Raw genomic sequence first — 26,296 nt, forward strand, 5'->3', positions numbered from 1 at the left:
AAGTTTGGGCTCGATATGCATCCTGCTAGGAGAGTTGAAAAGACGATGACACCGGTGACCGGATTGTTCCATGTCATTTAAGCACCTACGTAATGAAGGTAACCAATTAGGAGATACTCAGTGTAGGCGGGGTTTGAGGGCGTGATGGCTTTTTGGTTTTAGCTGTAAAAGGCAGAGGCTGAGACCCGCATTGTATATGGGAGTCTGCATATTGGATCCAGTCATCGTGGTTGGACTCATTTTGCGGAGAACCTTGGATGAAATACTCGAAAGCGAGTATTACTCGCACGAGACACTCCACAACTGATCCAACCGCGTTGTATAACTTTGACTCATCATCTCCCGCCGCATCCCCCAAACAGGATTATCCGGCACACTATCCGACCGCAGCTTCCCTTTCCCCCAACGCCCATTGATCTCATCCAGCACCGACTGAATCGCCCCGAAGTCTCTGTACACCATGCAAGCTCATTCGCGCGGCAAGAGTGATCGCGATCGGCGCCTCACCGAAAATGAACACGAATTACACACGACCTTGTACACGCAGATTGGTCTGGCCGGACTCCCAAGAGTTTATGAAATCTGATATCGGGTTTCTGTTGCTCATTCGTCATTTTTATCGGAAACGCTGGTGATATGGATCGCGTTTGCGCCATCTTCGCCAGTCAGATACAGCCGCAGGGCGAAAAGCAAGTCAGGGGTATGGTCGCCGTGGGGCTTCTCGATGTTGATCTGTATACGGGAATAAAGGCAACCATTCGACTGCGCAACGAACTCCGTCACCCGTTCGACACGATTGGCCAACTCCTTGGTGACTTTCTGATGGGGCTGAAGGAGCATCCTGATCTGAGCGTCCGGGGAGTTACGTGCTCGAAGCAGGCCCAGCAAAAGCTCAAGCGGCTCGGTGGTTGATTGGAGCCAGTTGAGGGTCGTCCTTTTGTCATTAATCTTCTTTCTGGGCGGGCACGGCTTGATTTGACTTAGGACAGTATTCAGCGAATCAAGAATTGCCGTCATTTGCTCCACATCAAATTGTTCAACAAAGTACCTGTCTCGCCAGATAGCGTAAGCAAACACGCGAAGGGCGCTCTCCGTCGGACGTTCCATAAACCCGGACAATATGGATTGCTGCCACGGTTCGACAACACTACCGAGTGCAAAGCCGACTGCTCGCGGGTTGTCAATCCTGTCCTTGCTGACCTGTTCGGTTATCCACTGAACGCATTCATCGGGAGCATCGCTGTGCATACAGCACATCAAAAAACGGATTTCGTCTTTTACCTGTTCCGGAAGCTGACTTTCATGCAACAGGGACGCGAGGTAGTCGATGTTGGTGCGGGCAGCGTCGGCAAAAGCCTTGGGGCAGTCTGCATCGTCGATCGAACGTCCATCGCACCAGGTTTGGATCACCGGGTAATAAAGGGCTTTGCGTATTCTGTTGAGCGGTATACCGATTGACGCTTCATCGAAATCCTTGAGGCGCTCTATTTCCTGATGATGTTCACCCGCAATATTTCGGCCGGAGTACTTGCCAGCGCGCTCGATGACTTCAAATGAAATCCTGCTGCCTTCAAGAAAGTCCGCGTGGTTTATTCCATCAATGAAGCTTTTTTGATGAATGAAGACTTTTTTTGCAGAAAGGTCAGTGTTGGCAAAGGTGAAATGCCCTTCGTTCTTGTCCTGGCGCCATGTCGTACTGATGACACCGGTTGTCCTTTCCCGGGGGCGTATATAGATATCCTGATCCAGTTGTGCAATCGCGTTTGGTATCCAGTCAAGCAGATCAGCGGTTTCATCGCCGCCATCCCTTGGCACGTGGTGCAGATCCGCCCATGTCATCGGGGCAGGGTATTGCGGGGCAGGGGCGTCGGTAATGATGACTTCTGCAGTGCGGCACCATGTAGCGGTTACCGGATGGAACGATCCATTTTGTGGTACGAAAATCAGTTTGTAAGGATCGTCCGCACCATATTCAAAGGTCAGGTGGAGTTTACATACAACGTCTTTGTTGAGTGGAAACGCCGGCGATTCCAAACGGGCCGAATATCCGAGGTCTTCGGTACTGTCGCCCAGAAACAAAGGAAACTGATAAAAAGTTCTTCCAGCGGGGAGCGTGAAATCTTCACCAACCTCAACAGCGACCGGCCTGCCACGCAGCGGTTTGACGGTCGTACCACGGGAAACAAGGTGGAAGCGCCGATGGAGTCCGTCCCTGACGGCCTTGATCGAGAGTTCGGGAATCTGGTCGCGCCACAGTGCGATACCCCCTGCACGTTGTTGCAGCGAATGAAGACGTATGCCTCCCGTCACCGGACTGTTCGTCAAGTTGATCGCGAATGCGAATTGCCCGATGCGCGGGTCGTTTCTCAGGGCCGCGGCGTCGACCACGGTGGGCTTTGTTGCGCGAGGTGCTTCACGCCATTGCCCTTGATCGTCTAGTGTGGGGATCTCGTATTTTTTTTCTTCATGCATCTCTGGCGATGCGTTCGAGATGATGACTGGAGGATGGCGCTCCCAATAAAACCCGTTCGTTTCGGGCAAGACTTTCTTGAGCTCCGGGTCTAACCTGGCAATCAATTTGGTGACGCAAGTTTTTCCGCCGACACTATCGATAACCACAATCGCGGAGTCATTTCTGATTTTCGAGTAATCAGCTCGCAGAAAGGCCGCGGCGATGCTGCGGGGCAGTGGGATCGCATTCTGGAACCGGGCGTTGACATTGCGGCGGGTAACGTCAAGCTCGAAATCGATGAGGGCGTCGGGAACCAGCCAGATCAGCGTCTCGTGCCTGAACACGCTGTGTAGTCTTGAGGCAAATGCGCGGGCGGCAGGGTCCAGTTGCTCGGGAGCGGTTCTGGAGAAAAAAAGATCTGCTGAAGACAGGGTAGTCGCCTGCGCATGAGCATAAATTGCATCGGACGTGAAAAGGTCGAGTGCCACCGCGGTATTCGCATCGCGCCATTTTTGCCAGAGGAACGCATCGGGCAGAGATCTGACGGTTGTGCCCGTGGCATAACGAGGGCGCAGGGTGGCGAAATCGACGCAAACCGGGGTACGGATATCTTCAACACTGACGTTGCGGTTGATTGTCTCCGGTACTCGCTGAACGACGACTTTTGAGAACCACGGTCGAATTTCGAAGCGGTCGTAATCGAAAAATACCGGCATGTCCGCGAAGCGGTGACTACCGTCCCGCCACATCTGGGCATAGGTGTTCCACAAGCGTTTGGTCCGGATACGTTCCGGCAGCCTCGAATGATCGGCAGAGAGGTCATCCTCCAACGACTGCAGCAAGCGCCAGGCATCCCATACACGGCGGTAGTCGCGGTGCGACAGGAGCGTGTTGTTCGGCGGCAGGTTCTCCCAGCGACCGATGTCGCGGGCCTCGCCGGAACGTAGCCAGGTCAGGATTTGCAAGAGCAGCTCATCTTCGTGTCCGAGAATATCCCGGCGTAGCTCCAGTAGCTGCGCGAGGTGCTCGACAAAGGCTTTTAGCAGGCGGTTTTCTGGCAAGTTGATCGATTGAAACCGACGAACGCCCTGCAGGTAAGGGTTACCTGCCAGTTTTTCTCGGATATTGCGCCCTGGGCGGTTACTGAGCTTGATGAAACTGTTGGCATCGAGTTCGCGTACGGCATGAACCGGCAGCAGCGCCTGTTCGCGACGAGGCGCTTCGTTAAGCCCACGGAAAAGGCGCTCAACCGAGTGGCGGCTGTGTTCAACGACGCGCCAGAGGCGGTCGCGAACCGGACGGCCTGCAGAAGGCGGCGAATACCCGGACATTCTTGCCAGCACCGATGACAGCGATTGAGGCAGCGCTTGTCCGCTTCTCGGGTCGAATTCGACGGCATGGCAAAACCAGTCTGACTGATCGAGCAACGTGCGGATGACGTCGCTGTCCTTTTGCGTGCCTCGGTTATCGGCGTAAAGCCCGGACAGCGAGATGTCCGCCGGTGATGAAAGGTCAGATATCATTGCCGACGATTCTCCCGGCCTTTACGCTTTCCTCCAGTTGTCTGCGCAACTCATCGCGTTTTTCAGCAGACTTCCCGTTCCACATCTTGTGGCGCTTGTTCTGATCGACCTCGTCTTTCATGTACAAGGTTGGAGGGGTTTCTTCAGCGGCCGTGGTCGAACTCGCGACTCGTTTGTTGTCCTCTGTCGGCGATTGCGAGACTGGCGTATTCAGATAGTTTGCCGATTGCCAGATGAACTGGCCGTAGCCCAGTTCACAGGCGAGGTCGAAGTCTTCGCGAAGATTGAATGGTTTACCGATAAAAACCCCCGTATTGAGCTGGTTGCGGATTTTATCGAGGCAGTCAGTCTGGCTCTTGCCGCGAGTGTCTATCCCGCGAAGCTTGGGCATGACCTTCTGCACAAGTTGATCTTCGAAGGCGGTGTGCATGGCCTCGGCCAGCAGGGTTTCGTCCTTAGCGTCTTGAGCCGCCCGGACGTCCGGGTAGTTGGCCATGTAATATTCGATGGACTGCCAGACCCGGTGGCCAAGCGCCCGGCCGGACACAGACAACGCCTCATTCAGTTTCTCGATGAACTGCATGAAGGGGTTGATTTGTTCTTCCGAGAAGATGCTTTCTCTGGTCAGCCAGTCATCCCAAGTCTTTCTGTGTAGCGTGTTGCCACGATTACTCTCATTAAGAGGCTTGAGTTTCAGGCGACGTTTAAGCTCGGTCGGACGCGGGAAGTTGATGATAATCGAGCGGTCAATCACCTTGTCAGAAAGTGATTTGGTGGTTTCATCCTGATTCATTGTTCCCGCCCACAGGACGTTACGGCCTAGCGGAAGTTTGTAAGGCTCCATTCCCGCGCCGATTTTTACCGGCAGAAACGGTACATCCTTGCCTTTCTTGCCACGCCGCAGTTCAAGCTTGCTCAAGAACTCGGCAAAGTAGAGTTCAGGGTGAGCAAGGTTCATTTCATCAAGCAGTACCAGGCAGACGGAGTCAGACAACCCCGGATATTCTTCACTCCATTGCTTCTGGCTTTGCGCGAGCAAATGCAGAACCGGCTGAGCGTCGAACTTGTTGTCAATCGAATTGAAGAAGCCAAGCATCGACTCCTGCGAATCCCAGTTTGGCTGGACCGACAGCGGCTCGAAGTAAATGCCGCCAAAGTGCGAGTAGAGGCGCGGCAGTTCGGATTTACCGGTGCCGGAAACGCCTGAGAGTACGGTAACCGGAGACCATTCGGACGTTTTCAGCGCTGTATGGAAGGCTTTCAGGATGCGCGGATTGAAATTCAACCCGTAGGCGGTGCATGCGTTGCCAATGTCCGTGAGCCATTTCATTTCATTGATTTCGCGCTGCGCAGGCTGCACGACTTTTTCTGCAGCGATATGCGGAATCTCGATTTCCTTGTGACGCGCCTCGACTTCCGCAGGGCGTTCGTAAGCAGCGCGAAGGCGGTTGAGTTCGGCTTGCGCTTCGTTTGCCGAACCTTCGAAGATAGAAGCCCTATGCGACAGGGACACGTGTTGCGCATGGAACTCGGCGTTTTTGCGGCGCAACTCGCCGACCTCCGCAACATCGGCGCTGTTGCGCTCGAGTTGTCGGGACAGTTCGTCTGCTCGGGCCTTCTGAGTTTTGTACTCCGATTCGAGCGCCTGGGTCCTCAGACGCATTTCTTCGGTGGGCCTTGTGGCGAGATCTTCCCGCAGACGCTTGAGTTCATCGGACTGGCTGTTCAACTCGCGAAGGACCTCGGCCGGGTCGTTACCGCCAAGCTGACGTTTCTACTGCTCAAATACGCCCAGTAGGTCGGTTTGTGTAGCGAGGCTGTCCCGCAGGCGCTGGTTATCCTCGACATAGGATTGTTTGTGCTTGTTCAGTGATTTGTGTGCTTCTTCCAGATTCTCAGCAAGTTCCTCAGCGAGTAAGTCGTTCCGTCTGCTCCATTGTTGCTCCTGCCGCTGCTCTCTGCGCTCCAGATTCCGCTCGGAAATTTCCAGCTCCATTTTTCGGCCGTGGATGTCGCCTTGCAGGGCAGACAGCGCGGCTTTCTGTTTCGCAAGCTCCGAATATTCCTTGTCCAGCAATGCGCGGGCGTCTTCGTGATGCTTCGCCCAGGCATCGCGTTCTTTGGCGATGTCGGTGCGGATGCGGTCGCGCTCAACGTTTTCGGCATCGCAAACTTCGGACAGGCGTTTGGCCCTCAGCTTGGCGATCTCTTCTTCGAGGGAGGAAATTTGCTGTTCACGGTTTTCGGCAATCTTTCGTTCGGCGTCGGCACGCAGAGTGCGTAACTCATCGCTCAGGCCGGTACGTTTATTGCGCAGTTCAACTTCCAGCCCGACACGCTTATTGTGCAGCTCAACTTGCAGTTCGGCACGTTTATCGTGCAATTCATCTTCGAGCGCGGCACGTTTGTCGCGCAGTTCGACTTCCAGTCCGGTACGTTTATCGCTCAATTCAACTGCCAGTTCGGTGCGCTTGTCGCGCAATTCAGTTGCCAGCGCAGCGCGTTCGTTGGCAAATCCGGCCTCGCGTTTTTGTTCATCGGCCTTGAGTTTTTGCTCGAGCTGATTGAGCTCGGCCACCTTCTGATTCACTTTGGCAATTGTGCGCTGTTTCTCTTCATCAAAGGATTGTTGACGCTTGGCAAGCGCCTGTTCACGGGCAGCTATTTCGGTTTCTCGGATTAGCTCAGCGGCATCCTGCTTCGCGGCATCTTCCAATTTGCCAGAGTGCTCCATTCCCTATACCTCTATCAGTGTCTTGAGTATTTTATAAGATGCTTTGCGAAGTTGCGCGACTTGCTCTTTTAGCAATGGCAGCGGTTCATTGCCGTGGCCCCGCTTGGTAATCACAGCTGTCATATCGTCCACGAAAGACGGGGCAGTACTGGCAATTGACTTCAATACGTCCTCATCAGCCATCAGCAGAAGGGCGATCACGCAGGCCCCCAGCGACTGTCCGACACCCTGCAAGGTTTGCCGCACCGCTGCAGGCCTGACCGTGCGCAGACCTTCAGGCAGTTTGCTGCAGAGGCCGGCATTGACAGCTCTGGTTCCGGCGACCGCGATAAGCTGCGCATCGTCGGCCTCAGGGGGTAACCAATAGATCAGCGACACCTCGAAGACGGACTGCAAAGCTGCGTAGAGATCGCGAACGAATGCGAGTGCATCGTCCCCGTCCTTGAAAGACAGAAAGGCGCGCTCGACATGAACGAGCCGGTCTTGCAGGTTGGCCCCGAAGCGGTTGAATGTCTTGTAGCCGAACTCGCTCTGCAGGCTGGCGCGGGCATCCAGCAACGAGTCTGCGCGAAAATCGCTGTCTGTGTCGGAAGGAGAGGTGGACGCGAGAGTCTGTGAAAACTTGATCTGCACACGCAGTGTCTCGATGATTTCACGCATCAACGTTGCGTCCGACAGTTCCATCTCCGGGGCGTCAGCCTTGCCTTTGCCGTGGCCCTTTTCATCGCGCTGCTTTTTGATGTGAAGAAGCTGGTTTATGAGCTCTGGTTGCTGTTTCGCGAGGCGCCGCAAGGGATTGGACTCATCGTCTTCCGCTTGCAGGATGGCGATGGCGAGGAGGGTCTCCAGTTCCGCCTTACCATTCTGAAAATCGATGAGTTTGCCTTCTCTTATGGGTCTGAAGCCAGATCGCGGCGCAGTCAGGCCGATCTTGGTCGCGGCCTGCGCGAGCAAGGCGCAATGCTCTTTAGGCTCTGTGAACTTGAGCCCTTCCAACTCACTTTCATAGGGAGACTTGATGCATGCGTAAAACAGGGCCCATTCCAGGGCCGAGTAGATCTGAGCGATAGAGTGAAAGGGGGCATTGGGCCGCAGGCGCAGACTGTGAAGAAGTTTTGGGAAGCGCAGCCAATTGTCTTCGGTCTCGAATGCCTCCTTCGGCTTTTCGTCCTGGTTGTGCGCCTTCGGGTTGCTCAGTGAGGCTTTCCAGTTTTTCAACCAGTTGGCCTGCGCTTCATCTTGTTCAAGCAGATGTTCGAATGCCCGTTCAAGGATCAATGAGAAACCATTGCCGAACGGGTCGGCGATACGGAATTCACCATCGCTTTTCTGGATTGCAATCGGACAGTGGAGGAAATGCCGTTCTGCTTTATCGATGATCATGATCTTCTGAATCGGCGGAATATTTTCCTCCCGTCCCGAAGCCGCGGATCTTCTCTGTATCACGCGTACTAAGCTGATGATATCGCGCTGAGTGGGAGGGCTATGCGTGTGGGCGTCATTCAGTGGGATGCGCCTATAGCGCTTGTTCTCTTCCTGTTTCTGCAATGGATTGTTGTCGTCCAACCAGTGCATGAATGGCAGCATCTGTCCGGTGACGAGTTCGCGAAACACCAGCGCGGTGGCAAAAACCGGCACTTGCTCATCGTCGTTCGCACCGACATCTTCCTTTTCGACAATAACGTTGAATGGATCAATCAGTGCCTTGTCCTGCAAGCGCAGAAGGATGCTTTCGATCAGGTCGAGCGGAATGCGGGTTTCCTCCGCCAGTGCCTGAGCGTCCATCGCACCGGATACCGCGAGGAGCTTGAGAATGAGTTGTTCGAAGGCGTTGAGGCGCTCGCCATCTGCAACGGGTTTTGGCAGGGTCACGCGATAAGTGTTCACTGGCCACATCAGATCGCGTTGCCCGCCAATGGCAGCACCGAACGGCTTTGGTGTGCCGTAGTCCAGGAGTTTCAACATTGCAGAATGACTCCCTGTTCCTGGCAGAGACGATGGAAATCCACCAGTCCCGGGATATGCTCGGCGGCCAGCTTTCCGTGCAGCAGACCTGAGTCGCCGACCACCACCAGCAGTTTTTTCTGGCGGCTCATCGAGACATTGAGGCGGTTATAGAGGCAGAGGTGACCGAACAGGGATCGTGCCTGCTTCTCTTGACTCTCTAGAGAGGTTTTCCAATCTTGTGGCAAGGTCCTCACGGTCGACAGAAACACGACATCGAATTCCATGCCCTGGAACGAGTCCACAGTGCCGATACGGAGCCTCTTCTCGATTTCCGCAAACGCACCGAGTTGCTCCCTGATGAGTTCGGACTGCGCCTTATAGAACGAGATCACCCCGAACGACAGATCCTTGCCAGCGTCGCAATCCATCCACGCCCTTAACTGGCGTGAGATGACAGTGGCTTCGGCCGGACGTATCCAACTGGTGTCGCGGCGCAGATGCTTCCCTTTTTCCGCGGGCACCTCCAGCCAGACCGCGGGTTTGCCGTCGGTGTCTGGAAGGGCATGGACGAAATCGCTGGCAGGCCGCCCGGATTTGAATTTCTCGGATGGATCGAAATGCTCATAGAAGTTACGGCTGATGAAATCGCCGAGGGTCGGGTGCATGCGATATTGTTTGTCGAGCGTGACCCGCCGCGGGATCTTGTCGTTGTCCTCCAGTGTCTTCAGGCGTTCTGAGAACAGGTACTGGAACATCGACTTCTTGAGCCATTCGGATTCTGACGGTCCTGTTTCGCCGGTTTCCATCTGACCGGCCACTTCTTCGTCGATGATGTGGGGCAATTGGCGGTGGTCGCCGACGAGAATGATGCGCTTGCCCTGTGCCATCGGCACCATGAGGTCGCGCGGCGAGACTCGTGCGGCCTCGTCGACGATCACATACTCGTATTCCAGTCTCTGTTGGTTGTCGTTTTCATCATCGCCCCTGATGCCTTTCTGTTTTTGCATGTTCCCACTCACGCTCTGCTGGCAGGTGGCCGCGAACGCGAAACTGTAATCGGACACTGCCTCCAGCATGCTGTAAGGGTTGCTGTCGAGTTCAGCGAGGAATTCGGCCAACGCGGCAGACCGCTTGTCCCTGGCAGTATGTCCCACGGACTTGATACGTTTGATGGCCAACTCTGCCAGCGCAACGACGGCGTCATTGCGTTTTTCTACGCGAAAGACGGGAGGAGTGGTGAAGCGGACGAGCAGTGTTTTCTTCAGGTTTGCCAGCGCCTCGAGAAATGGCGGCGGTCCATCTTCGCTGCGCCACAGGCTGGCGTTGTCCAGTAAATCGTGATCCGCCTGATCAAGCATGTCGCGCAAGTCGTCCAATGCGTCAGCGGCTCGATCCGGTCCATCGTCTGCGAAACTCTCGAAACGGCAGCGAATACGGCGCACGACATCCAGCCATTGACCGGAACTGTCATTCAGCTGTTCTTCCTGGCGCATCCTGTTAAGGAGATTCACGGCTTGACGTGCACCGTTTTCGCCGAGAACCCGAATGCCTAGCGAAGCAATTTTTTCGGCAAGGTCTGCACCCAATGCACGCGTAGGCGTCTGGATATAGTGTAGGCACAGAAGCTTGATTTCCGTTTCCTGCTCGATTTCGGCAATTTGCGGATTTCGCTCGCGCAGTTCAGTTGCAAGCTTTGCGCACCATTCGTCCATCCTCTTTTCGAAGATGCTTAATTCTTCCACCGGTGTATTGGAGCGCGTGCCGAACTTGGGAACGGGAAGACCATTAAGCGACATTCGCTCGATCATGTTTTCGACCGCGTCATGCTGAAAACCGGTCAGCAGCACTTGGCCTTTTATACTCGCGCCGCGTTTGTCGGCCATCTCGTTCAGCCGTTCGAGGATCGCGGCGATGACGGTGGTCTTGCCGGTCCCGGGTGGCCCTTGAATCAGCGCAATGTCGGGTGTTTCCAATGCGCAACTAATTGCCTCCAGTTGTTTCGGGGTGGGGTCTTCCTTGAACACCTTGCGGCGAACAAATGCCGTCCGCGGTGCGATTGACGGTGGCTTGCGGGCAGGTGCGATTTTCCCTTTTTCCTCTACCAGCAACCCGAGTTGCGGGTTGGCTGCGCGGCCCTCACTGATCGAGTGCCGGGCGGATAACCGTCGCTTGATCTGGGTGATTTCTCCCGCCAGCGAAAGGATGAAACGGCCCGACGGCGCTGGCAAGGTTTCAGTCTTGAGCGTCAGTATTTTCGATTCCTTGTCGAAAGCGATCACCTTGAAATGGGTGTTTGTTTTTTTCCGCTCTTCTTGCTGAAGAAGCTGTTCTTTTTCTACGGCTCGCTCTATTCCGCTCGCGAAATCCTTGAAGCGCAGTGATGCGTCTTCCAGGTAATCCGGGAGTTGTTCGATCAATTTGACTTCGGGCACAAGGCCCTGCTCCAAGGCTTTCAAAGCAGTCTCGCTGGCTTGGGAAATGCGAACAGAGACCGTTCCGTCGCGTTTCTCGGCCATGTCGGAGAACTGCAAGGCGCCGACTGTCCGTGCTCGCTTGAGCAGCAATTCGCCTTCGAGATCGCCGAATTCGTCCCATTTTTTCAGATAGCTGACATCGTCCTGCGTCAGTTCGGTTAACTGCGCCTTGGCGAAAGCGCTGATCTGACCTGTCTGTGACCAATCAGTAAAGCGCAGCGTGCCTTTGACCAGGCGCAGTGCGCGATCCGTCCTGCCTCGGGACTTGGTCATGCGCGTGGTCAAGAATATCGATTTACCCTCCGGCAGCGAGGTTTGTGTCGCAACAAAGCGAATGCCATCGCCAGTAACACAGAAGGAATTGCTGCGGGTCGGCTGTTTGTCCTGGCTGAGGGCTGCGTGGCCAATCGCGATATCGTCCTCATCTGCGGTTTCCGGGTCTTGCTCCAAGTGAGCGTCACTGTCGCTGCTCGTCTTGTTCACGGCAGGCTCCGGCTTCAACGCTTCATCAATTGCGGGGCCAGCGATCAAGAAAAAGAATGAGCTGCCGTCTTGTCGGAAGCAGCAATACTCATCAAGCAGTCTGTAAAGACGTTCACCTTTGGTTTGACCCTTGCGCCCGGTGATTTCGTTGATCTTGGTTTCCACATATTCGTCCACCCCGATGTCGACTTCACCCATCTCCAGGCACCCACCTGAGAAGAATGCGATTTGCAACTCCATGCTGCCATCGGCGGCAGGATTGACCAATCGCGCCAGCATTGCGCGTCCGCTGGCGAGTTCCGCATTGAGGCGACGGGTGTCGATGGCCGCGACGGTCCGCACGCAGACGAGTGAGTCTTTGAGACGCAGATCGAAATCGTCGGGACGCGCCGCACTGGTCTCAATCGAAAGGACTGCGCGACCCTGCAAGCCTTCCACCGCGCTGTCAGGCTGCTTGACGCGGATCGTAAGGATCTCGGCCGGAATGTCGTCGAACTTCATTTCTCTGCTCCTGCGAATTTGAAAACCAGGGTGTCGGGAAAGGTTTTCGTCCCTCGCACGGGCTGTGCAGTCTTGTCGTCGAAGTCGAGAACGGCCTCGTACGCTTGCGCGTTGTTATGCTCGAATGAAAATGGGTGAAACAAACGGTGCGGCAAGGAAAACTCTTTTGCGTCGGCCGGGATCACGATTTCCCCACGTGGCGTTATGGCGCGGGCAAAGGGCGGTCGGGGGGCACGGCAAAAAGGACATTGCGTATGGTTATCGGCAAAGTAACTCATGGCGCAGGCATGGCATTGCAGCGAAAGGTCGAAGGCTTTCTTCAATTCCAGCGCCCAGAACGCAATCGTCGGACGGCGATGCGGCTGATTTCTCCCGGCGCCGAAGGTTTCGTGGAAAAGCCGCCGCAGCCCAGCCGTCGCGACCAGTTCGCGGGGCAAACCGGTATCACCCTCGTTCGAATCGTCGTCCTCGTCATCGATAAAAGGGAAATACCCGGCATAGGCCTGGTCCTGCAGATCGGCAGGGCGCTCGTCTGTCGTCGGCTCGGCGTCCCAACCGCTGTCTTCATCCTCGGGCTCCAGCACTTTCTTGCCGATGAATGGATGGCAGAGTGCGAGTGTCTTGAATGCCATCACGGCAAATGCCCAGCAGTCCGATCGCGGGCGCGAAGAATCGGTTGCCCGAACAACTTCCGGAGCACCATAACCCGGCGTATAGACGGAAGTGCCTTCACCAGGCATTTCCAGACGCATATTGTCGGCATCAATAAGCCAGACATCGCTTGCGTGCTCGGCAATGAACGCATTGTCCGCGGAGATGTCGCCGTACACCAATCCCGCGCTGTGCAAACGCGCGAGGATTGATGCACATTCCGCCAACGCAAACAGGCGGCGCCGGGTTGAGCCTGTGTTGGCGTAATGCCACAGACGCAATGCCAACTCCCGATCAGGAACGGCTGCCAGCCACCGAGGAAGTACAGGGTTCTGAGATTCGAGCGCTTTTTTCGCATCGCCGTCGAGATCGAAAAAATTGAAGGGTTTCATGCCGTTCAATAGCCGCATTACATAGCCAGGCTCATCTCGCAGAATGGCCAGAGGCAGAGAAACAGGAATGCGCGACGGAATTGGCAACAGACGGATGTTCTGGAAGCGACGGCGCAGGTCGGCTTTTGTGTCCGGCTCACCCGAGGTGTCGAGTGGTTGCTTGATCGCCAGATCAGCATCTCGCGTACGGTACACGACGCCCTGGCCACCTCTGGCAAGTTCTTCAGTGAGGTAATGCTGATTGCCGTAGTCATCGCAGAGTGGTTTTGTGTGAGCGGTTCGTGCGGGCTTATCCATGGCTGATCTCCTCACAGCAAAGGCAGGCGATAGTCTTGTCGTCGCTGTGCTTTGGTGTTGGCCAGTTTTCGAGCATCTCTTGCAAACGCTGGTTGGCAGTCATCGTGGCGAGAGAACGATGTGCCTCCATTACGCCGGTCACGAAGCCGTCGACATCGTCCAGGTCGTCTGCGACACCGTCGGTGCAGAGCAAGATGCCCAGGCAGTCTTGTTCTGGCAGCGATGTAATCTGCCAGTCCCTCCCGGAGTCGCTCGATGACAGTGCGGCCGTGATGTTTGAAAAGCTCTGTGACTTGTCCTCGCTAAGCGCCAACATCGAGCCGTCGAACCTGACGGCGGCGAGCAAGCCATCGCCCAGCATTCCTAAGTGGATGACGCCATTTCCAAGCCGGAATGCGAACAGGCAGGTGGCTGCACAATCGCGGGGTTCAAGCGGCGCAATAAGTGATAACCAGTTGGACTGGATACATTGCGACAGGAGTCGAGGGGTTATTTCGCTTTGTCCACGGCAGGCGTGTGCCGCGCGTTCCACTGCAACACAGGCAGCCGCGCTGCCAACATTGGACAACGGCTTGGAGCCGAGCCCGTCGCAAACAACGATGCCATCCCCCCAGTTATGATGGAACGATGCCCAGGCATCCTGGTTGGGAGTCCGCGAGGCTATATGTGCCGGGCCTCGAACGCTTGCACCAAAACTTTTCCAGAGCATCATGCTGAACAGTCTTCCAGCCAGCCGTCGAGCGCGGCGAAGAGCTCATTAGTCACAAACACATCGGGGCCTTTGAGTCGTGGATTCGCATCTGCGCCTGTTTTGATAATGCGTAGCGTGTCCGGCGGCAGGCTCGCGGACCATTGCTTCAGTAGTTTCGTATCGGCGTGAGACCAGAACCCATCGGAAAGCAGCAGGATTTTCCCTTCAGGTTGCGTTCCGAGCAACTGAATCAGGGCTGCAACGCTAGACGTTCCACGGCAAGCAAGCAGTTGCGCCGGATACTCCTGATTCTCGGACCAATCGGGGAAGTACGCTTCGCCGGCCCAGGCACACAATCTGATTGGTGTGCGGCCATAACCCAAACGTACCCACTGCGCAATCGTCATGACGGTTGTTCGCATGATGAATGGCTTGGCTAGATCAGCCATGCTGCCGGAGATGTCACACACCACAAAGAGCGTCATACAGACGCTCTTATCGATTTGGTACGTTGCGCGATCGCGGTCATCAGCGCGTCGAGTTGCGCTGAAAAGGTGTCTCCGCACCAGGGCGTCAAACGTGCATCGTCGATCTTTTTGCGCACCGACTCCGACTGGGGAGCAAAACAGCAGGCAATGATTCCACGCCCCTCGACGCCACCGTAGTAGCGAACCAGGTTCTGCAGTTTCATCACTTGTTCCTGGCTTACGTAGCCCGCCTTGCATTCCACTATGTAGAGCGAACGACCGTCTGTGAACGTGACATCGAGTTCATTATGTGGAACGTTGCCATTGAATGAATTGGCACTTGCCCGATTCAGTTGCAGCGTCAGATTGATGCGCAGGTCCTTGATGATCCCGCGGTCTTCGTACGGTTTGCAGCGCAGATAGACGTATTCCTCGAACCAACCGCCCGACAGGTATTTCGCAAAGTCGGCCCAGTCGTTGAAACGCAGATCCAGTCCGTTGCCCACGACGGAGGCGACGTTGCCTTTGGCAAAGCTGAAAACGAATCCACTGCTTTCGATAACGAAGGGCGTGAGCGGCGCATTTCTTTGCTGCTCTTTTTCGTGTTGGCTGCTGAAGCTGCACAATTTTTTGTAGTCTTTTGAGAGCTTGCGACGGTGCTTCCAGAGCATTTCGGTCAGGCGGCGGCGGTCTGACGATAGCTCCTGTAACGGCGCAACGGAGGACAGTTTCAGTCCATCGGCATTGAGCAGCAAAAACGTTTCGACCGAGTCAATCGGTCTGATGGTGTCGCGGCGAAGGCTGTCGACATACGTCACGCGCTGGTTGCGACTGTCAAAGTAGAACGGGATGCCCCCCAGCGCACGGGCTGCGGAGAGCGCCCCGGCGCACATCAGTTTCGTTCCGCCCGGCAGGTTGACGCCGATGCGCGCGCCTGCCGGCAAAGTCCTCGCATGACCGATGATTTTTTCCTGGACGTCGTGGGCATCCCAGGGATCGACGGCCAGTTCGTCAAAGTTTGCGTCGTGAATGAATGCCCGCATGCAGGCCGCCGGAAAGTCCTTCGAGTTGACGAAAACATGCCGGCTCGATGCAAACTGGCGGATGCCGAGTAAAGAGGGCATGCGTTGCTCGCCAAAAAGGTGAAAAGTCACATCGAAACCGTCATGGGCGTTGCGTGCCGCACTCTGGCTGACACCATGCCGTTCAAGCCACTCCGCAGGCAAGCTGATGGCTTCGGGTGGTTTGCCAATGACAGGCGAAACGATCAGGCGCTTTTTAAGGGTTGGATGTGCGAGTGCCGTCAAGGCCCAGATGAAGGCCATCACCGGTGTGCCCGGGCTCAAATAGAGGGTGACCAGTTTGTCTCCGGCTGTCTTCGCAACAGAATCCAAGGCACGCATGGCGCAAGCGTAGATGCCTTCGCTATCGTTGAGTTCGCGCAGCTTCTCGCTCTTGAGGGAGATGTCTGTACGCTTGCCGAGAGCCTGCAGCTTATCTTTCAGCCAGCGGGCATAGTGTTCATGTGCCGCAGGAGTGTTGGCAAAAGTCGACACAAACTCGCTGGTGACGCTGTATTCATGTTGTTGGTTCGAGTCGTGGATCAACGCCAGATTTTCTGCCAGGTCGCCCTGACTCCCGGCGTGCTTGTCGGTTTCGTCATCCGTCCGTGTATAGCAAAGGATAACGACTTCACAGTAGTCCTCCGCCTCGAGGGCTCCGGCGATCGGACCGATGGTGTTTTCGAACCCCAGTGAGGCGCGGAAATCCGTGAGGCCATACCAGGTAAGCAGGGATTTCTTCATAGGGAACTCTTCTGAACGTAGGGCCGGAACCATGAAGTCTCATTGGTCATTCTGTTCATCAGAACGGCGCGATTGGATTTTTCGATACCTTTGAACTTGCCAATGCCTCCACTGGCCAGCAGTGATCCGGCGTCGTCTTCGTTCATGCAATACGCTACGCGCAGCTCAAAAAAGGCGAAGAGATCCTTACAAAGGGCAGCGCAGCGTTGCCATCGCTCCACGAAGGCGAAAACGAACACGCCTTTGCGCGGTCCATCTTCGGCAATGCGCTTGAGGAGATCGCCAGGAGAGGGCGGTTCGCCTGCTTTCGCCGGTTTGTACGAGGCGGATGGATACAGTTGTTTCTCGGAATCAAGGCCATCGATGATCAACGCGACACGGCGAGTGCCGATACCGTTCGCTATTGCTTGCAGCGGTAACTCAGCGACGTTGTCGAACACTCTCAAGCGTGTGCCGAGTGCCCGGGAGGCATCGAGGAAACCGCCGTCGGAAGTGACGCCACGGCCGTTGAAATAGATGACCTCATCGAAACTGTCGAGCGCAGCCAGGCTGGAAAGGGTGGTGGTGAGCAAGCCGTCATGGATAGGGTCGTTGTAGCCACTGAACAGCACATTGAATGCCGAGCGGTGGACAAGTGGGACCGTCAGTTTGTCGGCATCAAATGTCAGCCGCTCCCCCAGAAGCAGCACCTCTTGTTTTGCGCAGGCCGACTGATAGTCGATCGCGACTGGCGGCTCGGGCATGTGGGAGCCACTGAACACTTTCGTTTTGCCCGACATGCCCCGCGCTGTCGCGTAATCCGCCAGCCTTCTGATGTGTGTTCGGCAGAAGCTGCTTTCTGCCAGTGGAATCGAAAACTTCAAATTGCCGGACTTGGCACCGTTGGCATTATTGATGATTCCCTGTGGTGGGCTACGCAACTCGGTTGCCGCCCAGTTGTTCGCACCGAGGATCATTGCGGAGTCTTCCTGGCCACAGGCCAGTGCTATGCGACAGCCCAGTTGGGTAATGATGCTTCCCAGCGACAGGGCATTGATGCCTTTAAGGGTCTGCGTCGCGAGAAGAATATGAATGCCGAATGAGCGACCCTGCTTCAACAATTGCGAGAGCCGGTGCTCTGCTGCCTCCGCGACCGGGCGATTACCTGCAAAGAGAACCTGAAATTCGTCTATGACCAGAAGAATTCGCGGCAACGGAGCCTTGGTGGCTTCGCGATATTCGACGAAGTCGCGGACTTTTACAGTCTTGAACATGGATGCCCGCTTTTCCAGTTCGCCCACGAGGTGTTGGAGCACCGTCACTCCGTATTCGGGATCGCTCTCCGTAGCGACAAGCCGGGCATGGGGAAGCGGCGGGTCCGCGTAGATGTTGAACTCTGTTGATTCCTTGTAATCCAGCAGGTAAAGATCAACTTCTGCCGGTGAGTATCTTTCACATAGCGTGTGGATCAGCACATGCAGCAGGTTGGATTTTCCGGACCCGGTTTTACCGGCGAGCAGTGCATGGTGCTCGGAGGTTGTTGCACCGAGGATCAGAGGCGTGGGACCTCCGGCGCTGGTCCAGCCGATGGGGATGTCGAAGCCGCCGCAGGTCGTCGCACCTTTGGCAAAATCCGTCCAGAGATCAGGCATCGATTTGCTTAACCGCGCTTTCGCGGCATACAGATCGGCGAGCGCAGAGAAATAGCTGCCCAGCGAGTCTTGCCGAGGCCATTGCTCGGGCTGGTACGTCAATGAAAGTCCGCAATGCTCGCTGTTCCCGGCGTTGAACAGTGTGTCGAATGCCGTGGTAGAATCGTTTATCGTCGCCCGAAATTTCTCGTAGCGCGGGTCTTGAAGGCGTGCGCCGTCAATCGCGATGATGGGCAAGACCCCGCAACGCGGGCCGTTCTCGCAAATCCGCTGGAGGAACCACAGGCTCTTGTCCGAGAGCTGTTCCGGCACGTTGAACAACACCAGCACCTTGTAAGGAAGGGGGTTGTCGGCGTTGTTTGCGTTATGTTCCGACCAGTTGGACGACAGGTCATTGAAGCGATGTTGAATCAGTTGCTCGACTTCATCCTGCAATTTGCCAAGCGCGGCCTCGATTTCGTCCGAGCGCGTGAGCACTCGTTGTTCCGGTACCAATTGTTCGACTTTGAGCAGAGACAAAAACGGCTCGAGCGATTGCCCGAGGCGCAGCGGGTCGACGAGTGTTAACTCCAGTTGTCCTGGTGGCAAAGCCGAGAGCAATCGCAAGAGCAGCTGATGTGCCCACTTTTTGTGTGCCGGGTTGTCTTCCGACAGGGCGAGGGCATGGGGGAACGGGAAGGGAAGGACGTGAGGGACAAAGCAGGCAAGGTCCTCGAATCCTACTCGATACGCGCCGAATGAAATGTTCGTGGGTATTTCTGTCGCTGCCAACGAAGCAGTCGGCGCTAAATCCATCAGCGCGGGCTGGTGTCGGCGAAGTCGTACATTCAAGTGTACGGCTTCGGCCGCAATGCTTTCCCATTTGCGGGTGAGCGTTGATCGCCAACTCAATTTGCGCTGATCCCGGCTGGCGTCCTCATACTTTCTTTCGGCCATGAGGCGGTACACCGTGTCTTCATCCAAGGGGGGCCGGTGTTTCGCCATGTCTTTTTGCAGATCGAGGATAGCTCGATCTTTCGTCCGCGCGGCGGCATCGAATTCGCGATTGATGCGCGCCAGTCCTTCGCGGTAATCAGCGAGGGCTTCGGTGATCCTGGTCATGGTGTGGTCGTGGGTGTTCAGGGAACCGTTCATGTCTCTGGTCCCTCTGATCTCGCCTGGAGAATTTGCGCTTCTTCCAGGATGCCATCGATGATCAGCACCTGCCGTTGGTAGCCCTCGCTGAAACTGCGCAGTGAATCGATATCCTTGAGTATCGGGGTCAGCACCTCGGCGACAATAGAGCTGGCAAATGCATCCGTAGCTCCTTCGGTGAACCTGCCAGTGCAAACCTTCATCAGCCCCATGACATCGTCAAACATTTGCGTCTCCCATCTCATCATCCATGGGCAACTCCAGAACCTGAGCATCCGCGGCGATTGTCGGAAACAGCGATACACATACCGCGCCCGGCAATAGATAACTGGATTTGATCCGGGGATTGCCTTTCCAGATCCCATTCAGGAACGCTCGCCAATCCTCTTCGGACAAGTCGATCGATTGGCAATCGGCTGTCAATGCCAGGAGTTGCGCCGTGGCCGCGTCAATGTCATCCATGTGGCCGTTGTTGACCGCATGTTTAAGCAGGTCAACGGCATCCCGGACCGGCGTGAGGATGTCGGGGTCAACAATGGCAAATCGTACTTTCATGGCCGTTCCTCCTCGCTTTGGCGAATGAAATCCAGGCAGGACTGATCTATGTCGTTTTTCCTCGGCAGCATCCCCACCATCGGCGAACCGGCCTGCCGCAAGGCGTCGCGAAGCTCTTTCTGCTTCTGCGGTGAGAGGTCCTGGACGTCTCGCGAGCAAAGCGTGCATTGCGCATCCGCCTGCTTGTGGCCCTCGGCTTGAAAAACCATGTGGTCCTTCTGCGCATACAGGTACTGCGCCTTGCCGCATTTCACTTCGAATGCCATCGAACCGCCCACCGGCGCGCCCATACCCTCGCCACGCCCCAGAATCACCGGCACTCGCAAGTCCGTTATCAGCAGGTCGGTTTTGGTGTATCGCCCGTTGTCGCCAACGAACGTCCGGCCTTGCGTTTCGATCCGTCCTCCCAGTGGAGCAAGTGCGTGTCGAACGATTTGCTCGCCGAACTCGCCACACAGGTGTATCCGTGCCCGACGTGCGACGATGTTGCGCTCTACGTCGCCATTGGCGGTGACCCACTGGCCGCGATACTTGTCAATCAGCCTGCGGTAATCAGGATTACGCTGGTAGAGATATTCCTGCAGCAAGTGTCGGTGCTCTGCCGACAGGTTCATCCGGTCTCGCAGTACATCCGGCGTGATAGGGCCACCGTGTTGCGTCGGGTCCCATTTCAGCCAGGCATGGAAGTCAGCAGCGCTGGGATTCGTCGCGAGGTAGGCATCCAGTGCCTGTTGCGCAGCCGCCAAACGAGCGATGCCGATATCGATGGCCTGCGTCACGGACAGGAGTCGTGCATTGCATTCCAGCAACGCCTGAGCCAACGCCTGGCTCGCCATCGCCAGAGCCTGCTTTGTCAGATCTACCCGTCGCTCCATGGCCTGACGGTTCTCTGTGGCCCGTTCGAAATCGGCCTGTGCCAACTCCAGCATGCTCTGGGCCTGGTCTGTATCCGCTTGCGCTTCGTCAACGCAAGCGTACTCCCACGAGCAGTCTGGGCCTGCCCCGTCGTCGTTGGCATCCGGCTGAGCAAGACAGGCCGACAGCGAGGACTCGGCAGAACCGATCCACGATTGGCTGCTATCCAGGGCCTGCTGAGCGCTTTCAAGCGCCTGATGGGCCGCTTGTTCCTGCTGGATAGCACTTTCCAGCAGGTTTTCGCTGCACTGCGACTCGTTGCGAGTGTCTTCGCATTGGTGTTCCACCGCCGCAATTTGGGCGTGGCAGGAGAACTCCAGCGCCTCGCGTACTGACTGCATATCGCGCACGAGGTCTTCCAGATTCTCCACTTTGCCGATTGAAACTTGTGCCATCGCGACCCCTGCTCCCTAGCTCTGCAGATAGTCGCGCAGACGCGAAGCAAGTGCGGCCAGATACGGCACCTGTTCCGTTGCATGTGCACTGAACTGATGCAATTGCTGAACGAGCGACTGGTAATCCTCCTCGAACTGCAAGCGCTTCTCGTCTTGCCAACTATCACCAAGCGACGCGAATGCACCGTCCAGTGTGCCTACTGAGTCGTTGAGCGAGTCGATGAATTGTTGCAACGCATACGCGAATCGCTCCAGTTCGTCCGGGTCTCCGATTGCTTGTGCCATTACCAGTAGCCCCCATCGTCGTCTGAAGTGTTCTGTGGCTGTGGTTCCAGCGATGCCTGACGATCCTCGATCTCGCTCGCGGCCGGCAGGGTATTAGGCGTCTGCGACTTCGTACGAATCACCACCGACATGGTGACGAACTTGAATCTGTCCCGTAGCTGTTTGGCGTTCTCCGCATAGAAGAGATCGTTCTGCGTGCCTTCGATAAATTGGCCGAGTACCGCCTTGTCAGCGTCAACACCGATGGCAATCGCCATGCGATCGCATTTCGCGGAACGGCCATCGCTGCCGAACCTGTTCAGCGGCTCCTTCCAGCCGCTGTCCGGCTGCCCATCGGAGACAAGCACAACGGTGGGACGGTAGGCACGTGATGGCACAACATCTTTGTCTTCGATCATCGCTTTCGCCATGTCGAGCGCTACGCCGAGCGGCGTGGTGCCACTGGCGGAAAGTGCTTGCCATTGGATATCGCCGGCACTGGCCAGGGATTGATGCAGATTGACTTGCGATCCGAAGGTGATGATCGAGACCCAGATTTCAGTCTCACTGGATTCAGTGCCACGGAACGTATGCAGCATGTCGCGCACTGCATCATTCAGATTGCGGATCTTATCTCCGCTCATGCTGGCGCTGACATCGAGCAGAAGAATGACCGGGAGCGGCTTGGCCTTCGGCACCGTGAATTTCGACGGGTCGAATGGGGTGTTGCTCATGGCAAGACTCCTTGAGAATTATGAAATGGATGGGCATAGCATCCATGTCGATGCGTCCTACATCGCATGACGCCCGGTGAAATGAAAATGGTGCGCGTCACTGAGGGATGTCCACAGGGAATCCTCAGGCCTGATCCTGGATATCGCTATTGGCGAGTGGGTACGGAACTGGATGCGTTGAGGTGGGGATCAGGCGTGACAACGCGAACAGTCTGGGCAGAGTAATTTTCGCTTGGGACATGAGACTTCCTTGTTCTACATCTCAACTGACAAACATCAAGTTTGCGTCGATGCTACTCATTTTGCGGGCAATATGCCATCTACCTGTGGGGCATAAGACCAAAGTCTTTTGGCGTCTTTCGAAAGCGGCGTGTAAGCCTCAATGCTGGTGCTCGGCGTCTCGACTCAGGGGGCCTCTGCGGACCGAGCACGGATGCCAGGTTGTCAGTATTGGCTGGCTGGCGCCCAACGCTCCCCCTCAACCCTTGGAGTCCCGGTTGGCGTGGGGGATGTTTGGATGATTGGTTGCCACTGCAGGGCGCCCAGTGGCTGGCTGGACTACACCGCGTATGTATTGTCTTGGTGGCATGTGGCCGTTATATGAGAAAGGCTAGTCCTCATTCACTCTGGTAACCGTAATGGCCTTTAAAGCAGGGAAGCACGCAGATATCTATTGCAACTGGGGGCGCATCTCCTCAATCCGGGACCGGGAAAAACCACACAATGTTCGGACAGCTTATCGCTGGATTGCAGACCAGGGCTTGAGTGTTGGTGCCTTCTGACATGTTGTGCTCCCAGATGGTCGAAAAATGCATTGAGTTGACGAAGCCGCGGGAGAATGGTGCTGTTTCGGCCGCTGGATTCACCCGGTGGAGCAGACGATCGGCTCATGCCTGTCGGCTGACTAGGTCCAACAAGTGGCCGAGGCCACGTGGTGGTTGCCACGCCCTGAGCACTGCAGCGCTTCGACCATACGTCCTCAAGGCCCTTATCGCACGGCTCATGACCTTGTCGACGTCAGCAGCGTTGTTTGACCTGTTCAAGGACTATCTCAAGGTTGTATGTGAATGCTTACAGTTCTCTCTATGCTGGATGAAAGGCTGCGCCCTAAAGGCAGTAGAGACCTTTTGGCCAGTGAATCCTTATGGAGCGCTGTGGGGCGCAAGTTGATCGTCAATCTGACTAAGGTGACCAGCCGCGCTGAGCATTTCATGGTAGCGATGCTGGCCAGTCGTCATGCCCATGAAGGCAAGTCCCGCTCCTTAAGCGAGGTACAGGTGCGCTATGTCAGGGCCGAGCAACTGGTCGCTTACTTGCGTCTGGAAGCCTCTGCCGAGGCCAGCTTGCTAAGGCGTCAGTTGGACGTTGCCAATTTCAGCCGCGATGTGATGCCGCTGGGCATGCACAAGAAAGCCCAGATTCAGCAAGCAGCTGAGCTACGGGCTGTGGGGGGCTGTATTCCTCGGTGTTGCCTGATCAAGGGCAGCGACATGCGGCAAGGGAGGTGCATTGACAGTGGAGGTGTAGGGCGGTAACTCTACGTAGGGATTAAGTTTGCTGGCGGCACCAAATGATTGCTGATTGACTTCAAATCTGTTCGAAGGTTTGAACTTGATCAGGCAGAAAAACTATGTCGCGGACGCTCCATTAATTAATAATATGATTGATGGTTTTTTGGGTAGGCTTTTTTATTTGGTTGTTCGATGCGTATGAGGTGAATGAGTGGTCAGCATATATGAAGAGCTAGACGATGGCGCAGAACAATTTGATGAGAATGAGCAAAGGGAGGCTTATCTGGGATTTTTCAAAAACTCATTTCCTTTTTTATTATGTCCTGCTCTTTTTCGGCGGAACGATGACCTTCCAAATCTAAATTGGGTAAAGGTTAAATATAGCGACCATGCTGGGCATGTTTTTCCTGATCAACAGGGTGTTTACATGTTTATGGTTAGCGTTGATAGTCAAAAGCTGCCCTCAAACTCTTACGTCATGTATGTTGGGAAGGCAGGCGATACAGATTCATCTAATACAATATCCAAAAGATTTAGTGATTATGTCAATGTTTCTGGATACAAAAAAAGACCAAAAGTTAAAAAGCTATTAAAATATTTTTCGGAACATCTTTTTTATTACTATTCAGTTTTGCCAGATGGTGCTGCCACTTCAGTAGTGGAGCAGGCGCTAGCTGATATTTTTGTTCCCCCTTGTTGTGTGATGGATTTCTCAGGCGAAGTTCGGAGCTTGTTGCGTGGAGTACGAATTATATGAGTAAGCGCTTGGTTTTGCCGTGTCTGCGTGGATATTTAGGCACATGGGTTACTTATAGCTGCATGATGAGGCTCTCGGATGCGGCTGATCTTATTGGGTTTGCTCACGAACTTCATCAGATTGGTAAGCTATCAGATAAAATTCAACGAGAATTGAATGACGATCGGGCTAAAGAAATATCTGATTATTTGATAAATAATGAAGATAGATTTTTCAATTCTTTGGTTGTGGCAATTTATGACGGCGATCCAAATTGGCACGAAGTGGAAAGTATACGCCCTAACAATGAAGAGGCATCTTCTCTGGAAATTCCTGATTACGCTGAAAATTGTTTGGGCTTTTTATCAATAACTAGAGATGAAAAGCTTTTTGCACTGGACGGGCAGCATCGTTTGGCTGGGATTAAGTCTGCGGTGGATAGCAATGAGCTCATCGGCAATGATTTGATTAGCGTAATTATAGTTGCGCATTCGAATACTCCGGATGGAAAAGTTAGGTCGAGAAGGCTTTTTACCACTCTCAATAAAAAGGCAAAGCTTGTTAGTAAAGACGCGATTATCGCATTGGATGAAGATGATATTTCTGCCCGTGTGACTAGGGCATTGATTGAATCGGATGAATACCCTTGGTTTAGCGAAAATAATGTTTCCTTTAGCTCCGGGCCAGTGAGGGATAGTGCGAGTATAACTTCAATTGTCAATATATATGATAACGTCCAGAAAATAGTCGCCTACAAGCTTGGTGTCAAGGTTTCAGAATTGGATCGGTACCGCTTCAAGGGCAATGAGCATGTCCTGACGCTGGTAGTGGATTTCTTCAGGTATACGTTCAAGCACTGTCTTGAATTGAGCAAAGTGTTAGATTATAAGGCGTCAGTCTCTGATTACAGAGGAGGCGATAATGGTGGTCATCTTTTATTCAGGCCAGTGGGATGGGATTTATACACTGATATTGTAATCAGAGGATTAGGGTTCGGCAGCATAGAAATGGGAGAAATGATTAAAGCGGTTCTTGCGAAAGATTTGTATCTTGGTGGCTCGGTGTTGGCAAATAAAATTTGGTCACCTAAGCAAAAAAGAATACTTAAATTGAGTTCTAAAAATCAGAAAATTATAACGCGAGAACTCCTTGCATAGGAAAATTTCCAGCGAAGCGGCATCTGCAGTAGTGCCCTAGAGTTGTCAGTCTTCACGGTGAGAAAAACGAGTAATTTAGTGAGCTAGCCTGAAGGTCAAGGCTATTTTACCAATCGTAAGTCCCCAGTGCGGCCGGGAAGACTCGGAGAAAGGAATAATAGGCTGAAGGAGGAGAAACGGCCAGGTCAGGCTGAGATCATCTGGGCACGAAACGTCCTTGTCTTCACTCTCGTCTATCGATCTCACTTGCCAGATGTGAGACTATGCTACTAATTTTGCTGGCACTGTGCCATTTTCTGAAAGGCGCAAGCTCCTATGGCACGAGTGCGTATAGATGACGGGTTTGGCTCGGAATACTGGCTGCCTTAAACCTGCGTTGGAGCGCCAACCCGCATACCGGTGACAACGGGGCGCTGGTGCACGAGGGCCTGACCATGCAGGGTGGCAAGCCTATTGTCGAGCCCTGTCTGGCCTGCCTGGCGTGATGGGCTCAGTCTGTTTGAAACCATGCGGCGGGATGCTGGCCTGTTGAAGGAAGCTGGCTGGTGATTAAATGGCGCGTTTGGCTTTACCCACGATTTGTCGGTAGACATGTTGAAAGGCATGGGAGAATGGCAGCTTGCGGTATACCAGGGATGGCACTCCGAATGTGCTGCGGCAACCGTCGCACACCACCGCGCCACCTTAACAACCACCCAGTTTGAATAGGGCTGCCCCGCACTATAGTAGGCGGCTACGGAGTGCTGTGCATGAACGAGTTGGAGCAGGGCCTTCCGGACATCGCCTTAGGGCGGGATTGTGTTCGCTTTGATGGAACGGATGCGGAGATTGAGCATTAGTACGCGAG

18 protein-coding genes and 1 pseudogene are annotated in these 26,296 nt (G+C 54.8%); 3 read left to right on the forward strand and 16 right to left on the reverse strand.

All coding sequences use genetic code 11. The annotated features are described in order from the left end of the window. Positions 1-279: 279 nt before the first annotated feature. The 16 genes and pseudogenes from HGO40_RS06670 to HGO40_RS06745 form a co-directional block, all read right to left on the reverse strand. Positions 280-438, reverse strand: a pseudogene (locus HGO40_RS06670) (DUF4113 domain-containing protein); the annotation flags it as partial. A 165-nt stretch (positions 439-603) separates the two neighbouring features. Next, complete coding sequence (locus HGO40_RS06675; RefSeq protein WP_250962387.1) at positions 604-3,975, reverse strand: DNA-binding protein; 3,372 nt, start codon at positions 3,973-3,975, stop codon at positions 604-606. Beyond that, positions 3,965-5,704, reverse strand: coding sequence for an McrB family protein (locus tag HGO40_RS06680; protein WP_250962388.1), 1,740 nt, complete (start codon positions 5,702-5,704; stop codon positions 3,965-3,967). The genes HGO40_RS06675 and HGO40_RS06680 overlap by 11 nt, the downstream gene beginning before the upstream one ends. Positions 5,705-5,749: 45 nt before the next feature. Beyond that, a complete protein-coding gene (locus HGO40_RS06685) occupies positions 5,750-6,709 on the reverse strand; it encodes a coiled-coil domain-containing protein (RefSeq protein ID WP_250962389.1) in 960 nt (319 codons plus the stop codon). A gap of 3 nt (positions 6,710-6,712) precedes the next feature. Then, on the reverse strand, positions 6,713-8,674 hold the full coding sequence (locus HGO40_RS06690; protein WP_250962390.1) for a hypothetical protein: 1,962 nt from the start codon (positions 8,672-8,674) through the stop codon (positions 6,713-6,715). After that, positions 8,668-12,114 carry a DEAD/DEAH box helicase gene (locus HGO40_RS06695; protein WP_250962391.1) on the reverse strand — a complete coding sequence of 1,149 codons (3,447 nt, stop codon included), beginning with the start codon at positions 12,112-12,114 and terminating at the stop codon, positions 8,668-8,670. Before HGO40_RS06695 ends, HGO40_RS06690 begins: the two co-directional genes overlap by 7 nt. Then, positions 12,111-13,454, reverse strand: coding sequence for a protein kinase domain-containing protein (locus HGO40_RS06700; RefSeq protein ID WP_250962392.1), 1,344 nt, complete (start codon positions 13,452-13,454; stop codon positions 12,111-12,113). The genes HGO40_RS06695 and HGO40_RS06700 overlap by 4 nt, the downstream gene beginning before the upstream one ends. Then, positions 13,447-14,166, reverse strand: coding sequence for a PP2C family serine/threonine-protein phosphatase (locus HGO40_RS06705; RefSeq protein ID WP_250962393.1), 720 nt, complete (start codon positions 14,164-14,166; stop codon positions 13,447-13,449). Before HGO40_RS06705 ends, HGO40_RS06700 begins: the two co-directional genes overlap by 8 nt. Next, a complete protein-coding gene (locus HGO40_RS06710) occupies positions 14,163-14,630 on the reverse strand; it encodes a VWA domain-containing protein (RefSeq protein WP_213624571.1) in 468 nt (155 codons plus the stop codon). The genes HGO40_RS06705 and HGO40_RS06710 overlap by 4 nt, the downstream gene beginning before the upstream one ends. Next, positions 14,627-16,417: a Card1-like endonuclease domain-containing protein gene (locus HGO40_RS06715; RefSeq protein WP_250962394.1), complete on the reverse strand. Its 1,791-nt coding sequence runs from the start codon at positions 16,415-16,417 to the stop codon at positions 14,627-14,629. Before HGO40_RS06715 ends, HGO40_RS06710 begins: the two co-directional genes overlap by 4 nt. Then, a complete protein-coding gene (locus tag HGO40_RS06720) occupies positions 16,414-19,182 on the reverse strand; it encodes an FtsK/SpoIIIE domain-containing protein (RefSeq protein ID WP_250962395.1) in 2,769 nt (922 codons plus the stop codon). The genes HGO40_RS06715 and HGO40_RS06720 overlap by 4 nt, the downstream gene beginning before the upstream one ends. Further along, complete coding sequence (locus HGO40_RS06725) at positions 19,179-19,409, reverse strand: hypothetical protein (RefSeq protein WP_096767012.1); 231 nt, start codon at positions 19,407-19,409, stop codon at positions 19,179-19,181. Before HGO40_RS06725 ends, HGO40_RS06720 begins: the two co-directional genes overlap by 4 nt. After that, complete coding sequence (locus HGO40_RS06730) at positions 19,402-19,737, reverse strand: hypothetical protein (RefSeq protein WP_181115997.1); 336 nt, start codon at positions 19,735-19,737, stop codon at positions 19,402-19,404. Before HGO40_RS06730 ends, HGO40_RS06725 begins: the two co-directional genes overlap by 8 nt. Then, positions 19,734-21,002: an HlyD family secretion protein gene (locus HGO40_RS06735; protein ID WP_250962396.1), complete on the reverse strand. Its 1,269-nt coding sequence runs from the start codon at positions 21,000-21,002 to the stop codon at positions 19,734-19,736. Before HGO40_RS06735 ends, HGO40_RS06730 begins: the two co-directional genes overlap by 4 nt. A 60-nt stretch (positions 21,003-21,062) precedes the next feature. Beyond that, a complete protein-coding gene (locus tag HGO40_RS06740) occupies positions 21,063-21,332 on the reverse strand; it encodes a WXG100 family type VII secretion target (RefSeq protein WP_088235354.1) in 270 nt (89 codons plus the stop codon). After that, positions 21,332-22,045, reverse strand: coding sequence for a vWA domain-containing protein (locus tag HGO40_RS06745; RefSeq protein ID WP_250962397.1), 714 nt, complete (start codon positions 22,043-22,045; stop codon positions 21,332-21,334). The genes HGO40_RS06740 and HGO40_RS06745 overlap by 1 nt, the downstream gene beginning before the upstream one ends. A gap of 1,067 nt (positions 22,046-23,112) precedes the next feature. On the opposite strand from HGO40_RS06745, the gene HGO40_RS06750 reads away from it, so the two are divergent. The 3 genes from HGO40_RS06750 to HGO40_RS06760 all read left to right on the forward strand — a co-directional run bounded on the left by HGO40_RS06750 (position 23,113) and on the right by HGO40_RS06760 (position 25,449). Next, positions 23,113-23,580 (forward strand): hypothetical protein, encoded by a 468-nt coding sequence (locus HGO40_RS06750; RefSeq protein WP_213624575.1) that lies wholly within the window; start codon positions 23,113-23,115, stop codon positions 23,578-23,580. A 187-nt stretch (positions 23,581-23,767) separates the two neighbouring features. After that, complete coding sequence (locus HGO40_RS06755; RefSeq protein ID WP_250962398.1) at positions 23,768-24,313, forward strand: hypothetical protein; 546 nt, start codon at positions 23,768-23,770, stop codon at positions 24,311-24,313. Continuing rightward, positions 24,310-25,449, forward strand: coding sequence for a DGQHR domain-containing protein (locus tag HGO40_RS06760; RefSeq protein ID WP_250962399.1), 1,140 nt, complete (start codon positions 24,310-24,312; stop codon positions 25,447-25,449). Before HGO40_RS06755 ends, HGO40_RS06760 begins: the two co-directional genes overlap by 4 nt. Positions 25,450-26,296: the final 847 nt, after the last annotated feature.

Origin of the sequence: Pseudomonas sp. CG7, from assembly GCF_023701885.1 — a bacterium.
Lineage (GTDB): Bacteria > Pseudomonadota > Gammaproteobacteria > Pseudomonadales > Pseudomonadaceae > Aquipseudomonas > Aquipseudomonas zanjanensis.

Coding starts and splice junctions, on each gene's coding strand:
- HGO40_RS06720 (WP_250962395.1), bottom strand. CDS start 19,182: ATGAACGGTTCCCTGAACACCCACGACCACACCATGACCAGGATCACC.
- HGO40_RS06710 (WP_213624571.1), bottom strand. CDS start 14,630: ATGACGCTCTTTGTGGTGTGTGACATCTCCGGCAGCATGGCTGATCTA.
- HGO40_RS06745 (WP_250962397.1), bottom strand. CDS start 22,045: ATGAGCAACACCCCATTCGACCCGTCGAAATTCACGGTGCCGAAGGCC.
- HGO40_RS06690 (WP_250962390.1), bottom strand. CDS start 8,674: ATGTTGAAACTCCTGGACTACGGCACACCAAAGCCGTTCGGTGCTGCC.
- HGO40_RS06715 (WP_250962394.1), bottom strand. CDS start 16,417: ATGAAGAAATCCCTGCTTACCTGGTATGGCCTCACGGATTTCCGCGCC.
- HGO40_RS06725 (WP_096767012.1), bottom strand. CDS start 19,409: ATGTTTGACGATGTCATGGGGCTGATGAAGGTTTGCACTGGCAGGTTC.
- HGO40_RS06675 (WP_250962387.1), bottom strand. CDS start 3,975: ATGATATCTGACCTTTCATCACCGGCGGACATCTCGCTGTCCGGGCTT.
- HGO40_RS06730 (WP_181115997.1), bottom strand. CDS start 19,737: ATGAAAGTACGATTTGCCATTGTTGACCCCGACATCCTCACGCCGGTC.
- HGO40_RS06760 (WP_250962399.1), top strand. CDS start 24,310: ATGAGTAAGCGCTTGGTTTTGCCGTGTCTGCGTGGATATTTAGGCACA.
- HGO40_RS06750 (WP_213624575.1), top strand. CDS start 23,113: ATGCTTACAGTTCTCTCTATGCTGGATGAAAGGCTGCGCCCTAAAGGC.
- HGO40_RS06740 (WP_088235354.1), bottom strand. CDS start 21,332: ATGGCACAAGCAATCGGAGACCCGGACGAACTGGAGCGATTCGCGTAT.
- HGO40_RS06705 (WP_250962393.1), bottom strand. CDS start 14,166: ATGATGCTCTGGAAAAGTTTTGGTGCAAGCGTTCGAGGCCCGGCACAT.
- HGO40_RS06685 (WP_250962389.1), bottom strand. CDS start 6,709: ATGGAGCACTCTGGCAAATTGGAAGATGCCGCGAAGCAGGATGCCGCT.
- HGO40_RS06700 (WP_250962392.1), bottom strand. CDS start 13,454: ATGGATAAGCCCGCACGAACCGCTCACACAAAACCACTCTGCGATGAC.
- HGO40_RS06695 (WP_250962391.1), bottom strand. CDS start 12,114: ATGAAGTTCGACGACATTCCGGCCGAGATCCTTACGATCCGCGTCAAG.